We start from the raw sequence: 14,562 nt of genomic DNA, 5'->3' as shown, positions 1-14,562 counted from the left end.
GTGCCTATTAAGGGAGTGACAAATTTGGATTATGTGATTGAAATGCTAGGAATCCGGAAAGAATTCGGTAATTTCGTGGCGAATAATAATATCACCCTCCAACTGAAACAAGGCGAGATTCATGCATTGCTAGGTGAAAATGGTGCAGGTAAATCGACTTTGATGAACGTCCTTTTTGGTTTGTATCAACCAGAGGGTGGCGAAATTCGTGTACGTGGGAAGGCTGTAAAAATTACAAACCCGAATATTGCCAATGATTTAGGGATTGGCATGGTGCATCAACATTTTATGTTGGTAGAAAACTTTACGGTAACAGAAAATATCATTTTAGGCACTGAGCCTACTAAAATGGGAATTGTGAATATAAAAGATGCGGCTAAGAAAGTACAAGCACTTTCTGAAAAGTATGGATTAGATGTTGATCCGAACGCCAAAATCGAGGATATCACGGTTGGTATGCAACAGCGTGTAGAAATATTAAAAACATTGTATCGTGGTGCCGAAATTTTAATTTTTGATGAACCAACTGCATCATTAACACCGCAAGAAATTACCGAATTAATTCAAATAATGCGCCGTCTTATCGCAGAGGGTAAATCCATTATTTTAATTACGCATAAGCTAAAAGAAATTATGGAAGTTTCAGACCGTGTGACGATTATCCGTAAGGGAGAAGGGATTGGCACAGTTGTAACCGCTGCCACAAATCCTGATCAGCTTGCTGAAATGATGGTTGGCCGTCAGGTTGAATTCAAAACGGAAAAAACGGATGCGACACCGACTGACGAAGTGCTTGCGATTGAGAACTTGGTTGTTACAGACTATCGAAATATTGATAAAGTGAAAGGTCTTAATTTAAATGTTCGTAAAGGTGAAATCGTAGGTATTGCTGGTATTGATGGTAATGGTCAATCCGAGTTAATAGAAGCCATTACAGGTCTACGCAAAATTAAAAGTGGTAAAGTCAAGCTGAATGGTAAAGATATTACTAACATGAAGCCTCGTAAAATTACAGAGGAAGGCGTAGGACATATTCCACAAGACCGTCATAAGCATGGATTAGTTTTAGATTTCCCAATTGGTCATAATATTGCATTGCAAACATATTACCAATCTCCAATAGCGAAGGGCTTTGTGATGGACTATAAAAAGGTGTCAGAGAAAGCTCGCCAAATCATTAAAGAGTATGATGTGCGTACTGGTAATGGAGAGATGACACCAGCTCGTGCATTATCTGGTGGTAACCAACAAAAAGCAATTATTGGTCGTGAAATTGACCGTAACCCCGATCTACTAATTGCTGCTCTACCAACGCGTGGACTTGACGTAGGAGCTATTGAATTCATTCATTCTCGTCTAATTGAGCAACGTGATAAAGGGAAAGCCGTTTTGTTAATCTCATTTGAATTAGATGAGGTGATGAATGTTTCGGATCGAATTGCTGTTATCTATGATGGACAAATTGTTGATGAGTTAAATCCGAAAGAAACGACTGAACAAGAGCTAGGCTTACTAATGGCAGGACAAAGTAAAAAAAATATAAAGCGTGATGCGAAGGAGGGGAACGACTAATGTCAAATCGTGTCATTAATATCCTCGTTCCTATCATCTCTATCATTATCGGTTTAATTGTAGGGGCTATCGTTATGGTAGTCAGTGGCTATGACCCAGTGCAAGGTTATATCGCTCTTTGGACAGGTATTTTTGGAGATTCATATTCAATCGGGAACACAATTCGTCAAATTACACCATATATTTTAGCAGGTCTTGCGGTAGCATTTGCATTCCGTACAGGGCTCTTCAATATCGGTGTTGAAGGTCAGCTAATTTTAGGTTGGCTAGCCGCTGCTTGGGTAGGTTATGCGTTTGAACTTCCTAAAATCATTCACTTACCATTAGCATTGCTTGCAGCAGCAGCTGCAGGAGCATTTTGGGCCTTTATTGCAGGTTTCTTAAAAGCGAAATTTAAAGTTCACGAAGTTATTGCGACAATTATGCTGAACTACACTGCACTTTATATTGCAAATGCAGTGATTAAAAAATTGTCCGATGGCAGCTTTAAAACAGAACGTATCCATGAGTCAGCTTCTTTACGTTCTCCGTTTTTAAGAGAGCTTACAGACAATTCAAGTCTTCACTATGGGATCATTGTTGCACTTTTAATGGTAGTTGTGATGTGGTTCATTTTAGAAAAAACAACACGTGGCTACGAGCTAAAAGCAGTAGGTTTTAACAAAAATGCTGCTGACTATGCAGGTATGAGTGTCAATAAAAATATCATTTTAGCTATGACAATTTCTGGTATGTTTGCAGGTCTTGGTGGTGCGATGGAAGCTTTAGGGACATTCCAAAACGCATCCATTAAACCTGGCTTTACGGGAATTGGGTTTGACGGTATCGCCGTTGCGCTTCTTGGAGCCAATACACCACTTGGAGTAGTGTTTGGGGCATCCCTTTTTGGTTCTTTAAAATATGGTGCATTAAATATGCCAAATGCTGCGGGTATTCCAGAAGAAATCGTATCCATTATTATTGCATTGATTATCTTCTTCGTTGCATCAGGCTATATTATTCGAGTAGGCTTACAAAAGCTGAGCAAGAAAAAGGAGGGACAATAACATGAGCTTTTTAGAAATGTTATATTTCATCATCCCTTCAGCGATTCTTTATGCAACACCTTTGATTTTTACGGCCATCGGTGGGGTATTCTCTGAACGCTCTGGTGTTGTCAACATCGGGCTAGAAGGCTTAATGATTGTCGGTGCGTTTGTTGGTATTTTTGTCAATTTAGAATTCGCTTCATCATTAGGGGCAGCAACAGTTTGGGTGGCAATGCTAGCAGCTGTTGTGATTGGTGCTGTGTTCTCACTTTTCCATGCTGTAGCTTCTATTTCTTTCCGTGCCGATCAAACGGTATCAGGGGTAGCTATTAACTTACTAGGTTTAGCTGCAACCGTATTCTTAGTAAAAATGATTTATGATAAAGGTCAAACAGATATGATTGACCAACCGATTCGTCGTTTCGGTGTCCCTTACTTAGAGGATATTCCGTTCTTCGGTCGTTTACTGTTCCATGATGTTTACAGCACATCTATTTTAGCGTTCGCTGTAGCATTCGGGGCATGGTTTATCATTTATAAAACGCCATTCGGCTTGCGTTTGCGTGCCGTGGGTGAACATCCAATGGCAGCAGATACAATGGGTATAAATGTAAATAAAATGCGCTATATTGCCGTGATGATTTCAGGGGCATTAGGTGGTCTTGGTGGTGCAGTGTATGCACAAACAATTACACACGACTTCTCACATGCAACAATTGCTGGTCAAGGTTTCATGGCTATTGCCGCAATGATTTTCGGGAAGTGGCATCCAATTGGAGCACTAGGTGCAGCCTTATTCTTCGGTTTAGCACAAACATTAAGTATTGCAGGGAATCAAATTCCGCTAATCGAGAATGTTCCAGCAGTATATCTACAAATTTTACCGTATGTGTTAACAATTCTTGCTTTAGCAGGATTTATTGGTAAAGCAAACGCTCCAAAAGCGAGTGGACAACCTTATATTAAAGGTAAACGCTAAGAAAAGCATTTTAAGGACTGGGCACTATGCTCGGTCCTTTTTTTATTATAATTGGCGTAATTTTTAATTTTTCCCATACATACTTTGGATTCCTTTTGCAATTATAGACAATAGACATGTATAGTATGTGTAGTACATCGTTATATTAAGAAGGATAGGAGGGTTTCATATGTTTAAAACAATACCTTTTGCAAAAGGTGTCAATTTGCATATCCGACAAACGACCCAATTTAAAACCGTAAATTTTTCAATTAAATGGAGAAGAGCATTAACGGCTAAAAGTGCATCAGAGCGTACAGTATTAACAAATGTACTGCAGCACAGTAATGCTAAATATAAGACAACTGCTGCTTTTCGAAGCTTTTTAGATGACTTGTATGGTACAGTTTTGTATTTTGATACATCGAAGCGTGGAAATGAGCATACGGTTCTTATGAATGTAGAGACTGTTAATGATCATTATCTAGCAAATACAAGTGTCTTAAACGAAGTCCTTGGTTTATTGCATACAGCTATTTTTGAGCCTAATCTAGAAAATGGTGTCTTTAAGGAATCCGTTGTTGAGCGTGAGAAAAAGACAGTTATTCAACGTATTGAATCTATTTTTGATGATAAATCTCGCTTTGCTCAATTCCGTCTACAACAAATCCTGAGACCAAATGAGCCAGCATCAATTTCAGCGAATGGTAGTGTCGAAGAAATTCAAAAGATTACCCCTGCCTCATTATTTGAGGCTTATCAATCGATGCTAGCTAACGACAAAATCGATATTTATGTAGCTGGAGACATTAATGAAGAGGAAATTGTTGCGAAATTAAAAAAAGCGCTACCATTTAAGGATCGTACTCCTGAGGAAGTTCCAGCAGTACTCCCCCAACAACATCCAGACAATGATTATGTAAGAGAACAGCATGAAATGAAACAAGGTAAACTTCATATTGGCTTTAGCACACCTGTTAGATTTGGTGATGCAGATTTCTCTAAGATGCAAATTTTTAATGGGATTTTTGGTGGATATCCACATGCTAAGCTGTTTATGAATGTTCGTGAAAAAGAGAGTCTTGCTTATTATGCTTCTAGTTCCTATGCTTCGCATTATGGACTTGTATTTGTTGTATCTGGGATTGAAGCTAAAAATGAAGAAAAAGCGCTATCTTTAATTAAAGAACAACTTGCCGTCATGCAGGCTGGGGAAATTACAGATTTAGAGCTGGAGCAAACAAAGGCTATGCTGACGAATCAGCTAAAAGAATCCTTAGATTCGGCACGAGGTCAAATTGAAATTTTTGATCAATATAAGGATTTACCTGAGGAATTCTCAGTTCAAGCCTGGGCAAATAAGTGGAAAGCTGTGACAAAAGAAGATGTTGTTGCAATGGCAAAGCAAGTGCAGCTTGAAGCGGTCTATTTCTTATGTGGAAAGGAGCAAGCCGCACAATGAAAACAATAGAATTTAAACAATTAGATGAAATACTTTATTATGAAAAACTAGACAATGGCTTAGATGTTTATATATTGCCGAAAAAAGGCTTTTCCAAAACATTTGTTACATTTACAACAAAGTACGGCTCTGTCGATCGTACGTTCGTGCCAATTGGTGAAACAGAAAGTATTACTGTACCAGATGGTATTGCACACTTTTTAGAGCATAAAATGTTCGAAAAAGAGGATGGAGACGTTTTCCAAAAATTTAGCGAATATGGTGCTTCTGCGAATGCCTTTACATCGTTTACGCGTACAGCTTATTTATTTTCATCTACTGACAATATTTATAAAAGTACAGAAACATTATTGAATTTTGTCCAAGAACCATACTTTACAGAAGCTACTGTCAATAAAGAAAAAGGAATTATCGGGCAAGAAATTACAATGTATGATGATCAACCAGACTGGCGTCTATACTTTGGCACAATCGAAAATATGTATCATCATCATCCTGTAAAGATTGATATCGCTGGTACAATTGAATCGATTGATGGCATTACAGCCGAGCACTTATATACGTGCTACAATACGTTTTATCATCCTTCGAATATGTTGTTATTTGTGATTGGTGCTGTTGAACCAGAAGAAATGATGACGTTTATTCGTGAGAATCAAGGTAAAAAAGAGTTCCCAGAACCAACGCCTATTCAACGCTTCTTTGATATAGAACCAACAGAAGTAGCTATTAAAGAACGTACATTAAATATGGATGTTCAAAAACCAAAAATTTATGTAGGTTTAAAAGCGAAAGACACTAATTTATCAGGTCAGGACATGTTAAAGCATGAGTTGTCGGTTCAAATTGCACTTGAGCTTATTTTTGGACGTACCTCTGATTTTTATGAACGTGTTTACGAGGAAGGTTTAATTGATGAGACATATGCTTTTGATTTTACCTTAGAAAATGGTTTCGGGTTTGCCATGATCGGATCAGATTCAGCAGAGCCTGATAAATTGGCAAAAACGATTATGGACGAATTAGCAAAATATGAAGGAAATAGCCAGTTTGATCGTGCTGGTTTGGATCGTATAAAACGCAAAAAAATTGGGTTCTTCCTACGTGCACTAAATTCGATCGAGTTTATCGCAAACCAATTCACACGATATTCCTTTAATGACATGAATTTATTTGATGTAGTACCAGTACTTGAGACATTAACTGTGGATGATTTACAAAAAGCATTTGCTTCTATCCAAGGTGAAACACAGCAAACGGTCTTTAAAATTCTGCCAAGTAAGCAGGATGCACAGTGAAAAAATTTGCCCTTGTTTTAGGTGCATCAGGTGATATCGGTCATGCCATTTGTCAAAGCTTAGCTGAGGACGGCTGGTCTATCTATGTACATTATTCAAACAATCAAAATGCGGCACAGAGATTATGTGAAATGCTTTCCGAAAATTTCCCTGCACAAGAATTTATGCTTGTACAGGGGGATTTTTCAATTGTTAATGGAGCAGAATTAGTAGCCGCGCAAATTTTCAATGTGCAGGCTATTGTTTTTGCTAATGGACAAGCCCATTATTCATTGCTCGAAGATACGACAGTGGAGGATATGGATGCTTTATGGCGTGTTCATGTTCAAAATCCTATGAGACTGACAGCTTTACTTTCTGGAAAACTTCGCAAGCATGAAGTGAGCTATGTACTATTTATAGGTTCCATTTGGGGAGAAGCTGGCTCAGCGGGGGAGGCACTTTATGCAACTGTTAAGGGTGCGCAACATGCTTTTGTTAAATCCTATGCAAAAGAAGCGGCATTATCTAGGATTAGAGTGAATGCTATTGCTCCTGGTTTTATAAATACCTCAATGAACAGCCATCTAAATCAAGAAGAGCTTCAATACATTTTGGACGATATCCCACTAGGCTCCATTGGACAAACAAAAGATGTGGCTGAAATGGTACGTTTTTATTTGTCTGGTAAAGCTGATTATGTGACAGGACAAATCGTACGATTAAATGGAGGCTGGTACATATAATAATCTCTTTTGCACATACTACTTGTGTAAAGGAGGAGGAAGAATATGACCATTTTAGAAAACTGGCAAAAATGGACATCGTTTTTAGGACAAAACGTTATGCAAGCTGAATCAAGCGGTATGCCGAAGAAAATGATTCAAACGGCTGCTGTCCAAATTGGGGAATATTTGGCGACTAATGTCGATCCTAAAAACGAACAAGAGCGAGTGCTGTCGGATTTATGGGGCGTTGCCTCTGAAGATGAAAAACATGCATTAGCGAATTGTGTCATTAAGCTTGTACAAAATAAGCATGTGCAGTAAATAAAAGAGGAGAGCCAATCTCCTCTTTTTGCTATACAATAAACTTTTTATCTGTGAAAACGGGAACGTATGTAAGCCTATTTAACAGTCATCAAAAAAAATTAGTAAATAACACTGTAATTCCATGTATTCTAACTTTCCATTACATAAAAAATCAGCTATGATGGAACTTATAAAGGATTTTTTACGTTAACTAATAGGAAGGGAACGAGTGTGTTGAGCGATTGGTACTTTGAATATGAAATTCAGGTGAATCGCCCTGGATTATTAGGAGATATTGCTTCACTTTTAGGGATGCTTCGTGTCAATATTATATCAATAAATGGTGTAGATGAGGATCGACGTGGTATGTTAGTGCATACAGACAATGATGAGGCAATTGAGCGTTTTCGTACAATTGTTTCGACAATGGAACATATTAACGTAACCAAATTTCGACAACCAAAACTTCGCGACCGTTTAGCCATTAGGCATGGTCGTTATATTCCTCGAGATGCAGATGAAAAAAACACATTCCATTTCGTAAGAGATGAATTAGGTATTTTAGTCGACTTTATGGCAGAACTCTTTAAAAAAGAGGGACATAAGCTGATTGGTATTCGTGGCATGCCACGTGTTGGAAAAACTGAATCCATAGTAGCCGCCAGTGTCTGTGCCAATAAAAAATGGATCTTTTTATCATCTACAATGATTAAGCAAACAGTTCGTAATAAGCTTGTGGGAGATGAATTTAGTCGTAACAATATTTTTATTTTAGATGGTATTGTGACTCGACGTTCATCTGATGAGAAACATTTGCAATTAGTGCGTGAAATGATGAATATGCCTTGTATCAAAGTTGTAGAGCATCCAGATATGTTTGTTCAGCATTCAGAATATAAAATAGAGGATTTTGATTATATTATTGAACTACGTCATCACACTGATGAAGAAATTACTTATGAAATAATGGAAAAAAATCATATGTCCGAATCGGATTCTTTTGGAGGATTTAATTTTTAATTTGATGTTAAAGTAGGTGTTATTAGTGGCAGAATTAGGGACTCGACTGAAAGAGGCGAGACTGTCTAAAGGCTACAGCTTAGACGATTTACAAGAAATAACGAAAATCCAAAAACGTTATTTAGTAGGAATTGAAGAGGGCAATTATTCCATTATGCCTGGTTCGTTTTATGTACGAGCTTTTATCAAACAATATGCAGAAGCTGTTGGGTTGGATGCGGAAGAAATCTTAGAGACATATAAAAATGAACTACCGAGCACTCCAAACGATCAAGTAAGTCAATCGATGACGAATAGCCCCAGCAGAAGAAAAGTAACGAAAGGCCCTTCGAATAAAATGATGGAGGCTATGCCAAAAATCATTGTTGCTTTATTTATTGTAGTCATTATTGTGGCTATATGGGTGCTATGGCAATCAAAAAACAGTCCAGGGACAAGCGAAGAAGTAAATCCAACTCCTGAGATTGAATATGACACAAATGTCAAGCCAATTGATAGTGAGAAGGATAAAAAAGAACAAGAAAATAAAGATGCACAGAAAAATGATAAAGAAGATACAAAAGCTACAGAAGAAACACCAACTGATGAAGATGACACTGATCAAACTGAAGAGATGAAGCAAACAATTTCCGCGGGTACTGTTGAAGCAGATGGAGCGACAACTTCTTATACGTTAACAGGGACAGATACAATGAAACTGAAAATTGAAATATCAGGCCCTACATTTGTTGGTATTCGCAATCAACAGCAACAAGAAATCTTAACAGATACGCGTGTCTATAATGCCGGGGAAGTAGTTGAATTTGACGCCTCAACACAAAACTATGTTCGTATTCGTCTCGGTAATTCAACGCAAGCTAAAATCTATATTAATGACGAACTTCTAACGTATGCACAACAAATTGTAACGCAAAATATCGTCATCAATTTCAATAAAGAACAGTAGTCATCACATGATGACTACTTTCTTTCATCATGAAAGGTGTTAGAAAAATGAACATTCCAAATAAAATTACCATCTCTCGAATCTTACTTATTCCATTCTTTGTCATTGTTATGATGTTTGATTTTGGCTGGGGAACATTATCACTTTTTGGTGCAGAGATGCCAATTCATCATTTTATAGGCGCACTTATTTTTATCTTTGCTTCAACAACCGATTGGGTGGATGGTTATTACGCACGTAAGTATAATCTTGTAACGACATTTGGGAAATTTTTAGATCCCTTAGCTGACAAGTTACTTGTCTCAGCAGCCTTTATTTTAATGGTCGAGCTTAAGATGGCACCTGCTTGGGTAATTATCATTATTATTAGTCGTGAATTTGCTGTAACGGGTTTACGTTTGATTTTGGCAGGTGGAGGAGAAGTCGTAGCTGCCAATCAGCTTGGTAAAATTAAAACTTGGGCACAAATTGTAGCGATTGCTGCTGCTCTTTTACACAATACAATCTTTACATTGGTTGGTATTCCATTTGATACAATCATGCTCTATGTTGCATTGTTCTTTACACTTTGGTCAGGATGGGATTATTTCTATCTAAATCGACGTGTATTACTTGAGTCTAAATAAGAAAGGTCTTGGGATCATGAATGCTGAAATTCTTGCGGTTGGCTCAGAACTATTATTAGGTCAAATTACGAATACAAATGCGAGATTTATCTCAAGCCAGCTATCCGAGCTTGGCATCAACGTTTTTTATCATACCGTAGTAGGCGATAATGCAAAGCGTTTAGAACAAGCTATCGAAGTGGCAGAGTCTCGTGCAGATCTCATTATTTTTTCGGGAGGACTTGGTCCAACAAAAGATGATTTAACGAAGGAAACGATTGCACGTCATCTTGGTGTTTCTCTTGAGTTTGATGAAGTAGCATTGACGTATATTGAGCAATTTTTTGCTAAACGAGGACGTCCAATGACGGAAAATAATCGTAAACAGGCATTAATTTTAGCTGGGAGTGAAGTATTAGCTAATCACCATGGAATGGCTCCAGGTATGATCTTCACAAAAAATGATCGCACTTATATTTTATTACCAGGACCTCCAAAAGAGTTAGAACCAATGTTTCAATTTGAGGCTAAACCTAAACTTGCTGCGATGCTTAATGATGGAGGGATCATTGCATCACATGTTATGCGATTTTATGGAATTGGTGAGGCCGAGCTTGAAGTACAAGTTCAAAATATTTTAGATGCACAAACCAATCCAACAGTTGCTCCACTTGCTTCTGATGGTGAGGTAACGTTACGCGTAACAGCTAAAGCCGCAACAGAGCAACAAGCTGGCCAGCTTATTAAGGCAAAGGTTGCAGAAATACAAGCACTTGTTGGTGATTATCAATATGGTGTAGATGATGATTCCCTTGCCTCAAAAACGGTAGAAATGCTACTGGATAATGAGCTAACAATTGCGGCTGCAGAAAGTTTAACTGCTGGTTTATTTCAATCTGAACTTGCGGAAATTCCAGGGGTAGGCAATGCACTTATAGGAGGCGTTGTTACCTATGCAGCAGATGCGAAAGTAAAACAGCTAGGCATTTCACAAGAATTAATTGATACACATGGTGTTGTGAGTGCTGAGTGTGCAGCGGCAATGGCAAGTGCTGTTCGTGAGAAATTTGCTACAAATATTGGGATTGGTCTTACAGGAGAAGCAGGTCCCACTGCACATGATCATCAGCCAGTAGGTACGGTTTGGATTGGTATTGCCATAAATGACGAGGAGCCGCTTACATATTTACTTCATTTATCAGGCATGCGGAATACGAATCGACTCCGTGCGGTGAAATTTACATGCCATTATTTAATGCAGCTTTTAGAAGAACGTGGCTACACAAAACGTTATTAAAATAGAGTAAAACATAGGAATTTGGGTAGAGGAAAACTATCCAAATTTTTATTTTGAAGAAAAATCGAATAAATGTTCGCTTTTTTCTTGCGTGTTTTCTCAAAAACAAGTATAGTAGAGATAGATAAAAACAGTGAACAGTTTTCGAAGGAGGAAAATGAATGAGTGATCGTAAAGCAGCCTTAGAACAGGCTCTAAAACAAATTGAAAAGAATTTTGGTAAAGGTTCCATCATGAAACTCGGTGAAAAAACCGATTTAGAAATTGCGACATCTTCAAGTGGTTCACTTGCACTTGATGCTGCATTAGGAGTGGGTGGATATCCACGTGGACGTATTATTGAAGTATACGGTCCAGAATCATCGGGTAAAACAACTGTTGCTCTACATGCCATTGCTGAAGTACAAGCAACAGGTGGACAAGCAGCATTTATCGACGCTGAGCACGCATTAGACCCGATCTATGCACAAAAATTAGGTGTCAATATTGATGAGCTATTATTATCACAGCCCGACACAGGTGAGCAAGCACTTGAAATCGCAGAAGCATTAGTGCGCAGTGGTGCTATTGATATTATCGTCATTGACTCTGTTGCTGCCTTAGTGCCAAAAGCTGAAATTGAAGGGGATATGGGTGACTCTCATGTCGGCCTACAAGCACGTCTAATGTCTCAAGCTTTACGTAAACTTTCAGGCGCGATTAATAAATCAAAAACCATTGCTATTTTCATTAACCAAGTTCGTGAAAAAATTGGTGTCATGTTCGGTAATCCAGAAACAACACCAGGTGGACGTGCGCTTAAGTTCTACAGCTCTGTCCGTTTAGAAGTGCGTCGTGCAGAAGCTATTAAACAAGGTAATGATATTGTTGGTAACCGTACTAAAATTAAGATTGTTAAAAATAAAGTAGCACCACCTTTCCGTACAGCTGAAGTAGATATTATGTATGGAGAAGGAATTTCTAAAGAAGGCGAAACAGTCGATTTAGGCGTAGAATTAGACATTGTACAAAAAAGTGGTTCTTGGTATGCATATGGCGATGAGCGCTTAGGTCAAGGACGAGAAAATGCTAAACAGTATTTAAAAGAAAATACTGCTGTCCTAGAAGACATAGCAAATAAAATCCGAGCTTCTTATGGTATTGCAGCTTCTTCTTATACAATTGCTGCCCATGATGATGAAGAAGAGATGGATGAAGAATTAATGTTACTTCTGGAAGAAGAATAATTAATGATTGCATTGTTCCCACTTTATTGAGGGGGCAATGCATTTTTTTGTCTATATTCTTAAATTTTTACACATAATAAGAGAGAGGCTATGTGTTTATTTCTTATGTACTGTTTTTTTAAAAATTGTATTTAACATGAAAAATTTTCTAGTGAAATAGTAATAGGGAAAAAATTCACTGAATGGATAGGACTTACTTTTTTTGGCTAAGGTGGCGAACATACGCCTGACTATCCTTGACAGAGCATGAGGCTAGCTATACAATTAAATATGTATAATTTCTGAATTATGACTTTAAATAGGCAGTACATTTTATCCTCATTTAGCAAATGTTTTATAGTGAAATATCCTTTAAAATGGATGTCTAAACGCCTACTGGATGAAGATAATGCCTTTGGCCAATGAAACGGGTTTTGCATAAATTTTAACAAAATCTGGTGCATTTTAGCTAAGGCGACATAGATGTATGCGCCGACTGAAACTGTAATACCCAAATAGCAAGAGGAGGTGTTCATATGGATGGAATTACTATCATCTCCGCTTTGCTTGGACTCATCGTTGGTGCCGCTGTTAGCTATATCTACATGAAAAAAGTGAATGACTCAAAAATCACTGGTGCTAAACATGTCGCTGAAACAATCGTTGAAGAAGGAAAACGAGAAGCGGAGGCAATGAAGAAAGAAGCACTACTTGAAGCCAAAGATGAAACTCACAAATTTCGTACTGAAGCTGAAAATGACATTCGTGAACGTCGTTTAGAACTTCAAAAACAAGAGAACCGTTTATTGCAAAGAGAAGAGAATCTTGATCGCAAAGATGATGCTCTAAATAAGAGAGAAGCTGGCTTAGAGCGCAAAGAACAAGCTCTAGCTGAAAGACAACAGCATATTGAACAGATGGAGAGCAAAGTGGACGAGCTCATGGCATCACAAAAAACAGAGTTAGAACGTATTTCTGCTTTAACTAGGGATGAAGCTAAATCAATTATCCTCAATGAAGTAGAAAAAGAGTTATCAACTGATATTGCTGTGATGACGAAAGAAGCTGAAACACGTGCGAAAGAAGACTCAGATAAAAAAGCACGTGAAATTTTATCATTAGCACTACAACGCTTTGCTGCAGATCATGTAGCAGAAACAACTGTATCTGTTGTGAACTTGCCAAATGATGAAATGAAGGGACGTATTATTGGTCGCGAAGGCCGTAATATCCGTACATTGGAAACGTTAACAGGAATTGATTTAATTATTGATGATACGCCAGAAGCGGTTATATTATCAGGCTTTGATCCAATTCGCCGTGAAACAGCTCGACTTGCACTTGAAAAACTTGTACAGGATGGTCGTATTCACCCAGCTCGTATTGAGGAAATGGTGGAAAAAGCTCGACGTGAAGTGGATGAACAAATCCGCGAAACAGGTGAGCAAACTACATTTGAAATTGGTATTCATAACTTACATCCAGATTTAATGAAAATTTTAGGCCGCATGAAATATCGTACAAGCTATGGACAAAATGTTCTAAAACATTCAATTGAAGTCGCACATTTAGCAGGATTACTTGCTGCTGAACTTGGTGAAGATGTAGCATTGGCTCGTCGTGCAGGCTTATTACATGATATTGGAAAAGCAATTGATCATGAAGTTGAAGGAAGCCACGTCGAAATCGGTGTGGAATTAGCAACAAAGTATAAGGAACACCCAGTTGTCATTAATAGTATTGCTTCGCATCATGGTGATACTGAAGCAACATCTGTTATTGCGGTATTAGTCGCTGCAGCTGATGCATTATCAGCTGCTCGTCCAGGTGCACGTAGTGAAACACTTGAAAACTATATCCGGAGACTTGAAAAGTTAGAGGAAATTTCAGAAAGCTATGATGGCGTAGAAAAATCTTATGCGATTCAAGCTGGACGTGAAATTCGTATTATTGTACAACCTGAAAAAATTGATGATTTAGCGTCTCATCGTCTTGCGCGTGATATTCGCAAACGTATTGAGGAAGAACTCGATTATCCAGGTCATATTAAAGTAACAGTTATTCGCGAAACACGTGCTGTGGAATACGCGAAATAAATATTAAAATAATAGGCATCCCTTGACCAAGGTCAGGGGGTGCCTTTTTGTATCTTTTGAAAACC

At 38.1% G+C, this 14,562-nt stretch carries 13 protein-coding genes; all 13 read left to right on the top strand.

What is annotated here, in order from left to right:
* The first annotated feature begins 24 nt into the window (after positions 1 to 24).
* The 13 genes from B3D98_RS06865 to rny all read left to right on the top strand — a co-directional run bounded on the left by B3D98_RS06865 (position 25) and on the right by rny (position 14,497).
* Positions 25 to 1,572: an ABC transporter ATP-binding protein gene (locus tag B3D98_RS06865; protein WP_054550535.1), complete on the top strand. Its 1,548-nt coding sequence runs from the start codon at positions 25 to 27 to the stop codon at positions 1,570 to 1,572.
* On the top strand, positions 1,572 to 2,618 hold the full coding sequence (locus B3D98_RS06860; RefSeq protein WP_004224945.1) for an ABC transporter permease: 1,047 nt from the start codon (positions 1,572 to 1,574) through the stop codon (positions 2,616 to 2,618). The genes B3D98_RS06865 and B3D98_RS06860 overlap by 1 nt, the downstream gene beginning before the upstream one ends.
* 1 nt (position 2,619) lies before the next feature.
* Positions 2,620 to 3,579 (top strand): ABC transporter permease, encoded by a 960-nt coding sequence (locus B3D98_RS06855; protein ID WP_048391533.1) that lies wholly within the window; start codon positions 2,620 to 2,622, stop codon positions 3,577 to 3,579.
* A gap of 169 nt (positions 3,580 to 3,748) precedes the next feature.
* Positions 3,749 to 5,020 (top strand): EF-P 5-aminopentanol modification-associated protein YfmF, encoded by a 1,272-nt coding sequence (yfmF, locus tag B3D98_RS06850; protein ID WP_288581977.1) that lies wholly within the window; start codon positions 3,749 to 3,751, stop codon positions 5,018 to 5,020.
* On the top strand, positions 5,017 to 6,318 hold the full coding sequence (yfmH, locus tag B3D98_RS06845) for an EF-P 5-aminopentanol modification-associated protein YfmH (protein ID WP_259950896.1): 1,302 nt from the start codon (positions 5,017 to 5,019) through the stop codon (positions 6,316 to 6,318). The genes yfmF and yfmH overlap by 4 nt, the downstream gene beginning before the upstream one ends.
* Positions 6,315 to 7,043 carry an elongation factor P 5-aminopentanone reductase gene (gene ymfI / locus B3D98_RS06840; protein ID WP_274771975.1) on the top strand — a complete coding sequence of 243 codons (729 nt, stop codon included), beginning with the start codon at positions 6,315 to 6,317 and terminating at the stop codon, positions 7,041 to 7,043. The genes yfmH and ymfI overlap by 4 nt, the downstream gene beginning before the upstream one ends.
* 45 nt (positions 7,044 to 7,088) lie before the next feature.
* The gene (locus tag B3D98_RS06835) at positions 7,089 to 7,346 is read left to right on the top strand and encodes a DUF3243 domain-containing protein (protein WP_004224939.1); all 258 of its coding nucleotides are present in this window, start codon (positions 7,089 to 7,091) and stop codon (positions 7,344 to 7,346) included.
* A gap of 216 nt (positions 7,347 to 7,562) precedes the next feature.
* Positions 7,563 to 8,348 carry a DUF3388 domain-containing protein gene (locus tag B3D98_RS06830; RefSeq protein ID WP_026023397.1) on the top strand — a complete coding sequence of 262 codons (786 nt, stop codon included), beginning with the start codon at positions 7,563 to 7,565 and terminating at the stop codon, positions 8,346 to 8,348.
* A 16-nt stretch (positions 8,349 to 8,364) separates the two neighbouring features.
* A complete protein-coding gene (locus B3D98_RS06825) occupies positions 8,365 to 9,294 on the top strand; it encodes a helix-turn-helix domain-containing protein (RefSeq protein ID WP_175400707.1) in 930 nt (309 codons plus the stop codon).
* 47 nt (positions 9,295 to 9,341) lie between these two features.
* Complete coding sequence (gene pgsA, locus B3D98_RS06820; protein ID WP_004224936.1) at positions 9,342 to 9,920, top strand: CDP-diacylglycerol--glycerol-3-phosphate 3-phosphatidyltransferase; 579 nt, start codon at positions 9,342 to 9,344, stop codon at positions 9,918 to 9,920.
* A gap of 16 nt (positions 9,921 to 9,936) precedes the next feature.
* Positions 9,937 to 11,196 (top strand): competence/damage-inducible protein A, encoded by a 1,260-nt coding sequence (locus B3D98_RS06815; protein ID WP_054550950.1) that lies wholly within the window; start codon positions 9,937 to 9,939, stop codon positions 11,194 to 11,196.
* A 161-nt stretch (positions 11,197 to 11,357) separates the two neighbouring features.
* The gene (gene recA, locus B3D98_RS06810; protein WP_016992835.1) at positions 11,358 to 12,422 is read left to right on the top strand and encodes a recombinase RecA; all 1,065 of its coding nucleotides are present in this window, start codon (positions 11,358 to 11,360) and stop codon (positions 12,420 to 12,422) included.
* A 515-nt stretch (positions 12,423 to 12,937) separates the two neighbouring features.
* The gene (rny, locus tag B3D98_RS06805; RefSeq protein ID WP_004224930.1) at positions 12,938 to 14,497 is read left to right on the top strand and encodes a ribonuclease Y; all 1,560 of its coding nucleotides are present in this window, start codon (positions 12,938 to 12,940) and stop codon (positions 14,495 to 14,497) included.
* The last annotated feature ends 65 nt before the right edge of the window (positions 14,498 to 14,562 follow it).

The sequence above is a fragment of the Lysinibacillus sp. UBA5994 genome (genome assembly GCF_002429725.1).
Classification (GTDB): domain Bacteria; phylum Bacillota; class Bacilli; order Bacillales_A; family Planococcaceae; genus Lysinibacillus; species Lysinibacillus capsici.
The sequence above is the reverse complement of the archived record's forward strand: the minus strand, read 5'-3'. Positions and strand labels throughout refer to the sequence as shown.

What these genes read in the sequence shown, in the direction of transcription:
- B3D98_RS06860 (WP_004224945.1), top strand. Translation starts at nt 1,572, where the DNA reads ATGTCAAATCGTGTCATTAATATCCTCGTTCCTATCATCTCTATCATT.
- B3D98_RS06855 (WP_048391533.1), top strand. Translation starts at nt 2,620, where the DNA reads ATGAGCTTTTTAGAAATGTTATATTTCATCATCCCTTCAGCGATTCTT.
- yfmF (WP_288581977.1), top strand. Translation starts at nt 3,749, where the DNA reads ATGTTTAAAACAATACCTTTTGCAAAAGGTGTCAATTTGCATATCCGA.
- yfmH (WP_259950896.1), top strand. Translation starts at nt 5,017, where the DNA reads ATGAAAACAATAGAATTTAAACAATTAGATGAAATACTTTATTATGAA.
- B3D98_RS06835 (WP_004224939.1), top strand. Translation starts at nt 7,089, where the DNA reads ATGACCATTTTAGAAAACTGGCAAAAATGGACATCGTTTTTAGGACAA.
- pgsA (WP_004224936.1), top strand. Translation starts at nt 9,342, where the DNA reads ATGAACATTCCAAATAAAATTACCATCTCTCGAATCTTACTTATTCCA.
- B3D98_RS06815 (WP_054550950.1), top strand. Translation starts at nt 9,937, where the DNA reads ATGAATGCTGAAATTCTTGCGGTTGGCTCAGAACTATTATTAGGTCAA.
- recA (WP_016992835.1), top strand. Translation starts at nt 11,358, where the DNA reads ATGAGTGATCGTAAAGCAGCCTTAGAACAGGCTCTAAAACAAATTGAA.
- rny (WP_004224930.1), top strand. Translation starts at nt 12,938, where the DNA reads ATGGATGGAATTACTATCATCTCCGCTTTGCTTGGACTCATCGTTGGT.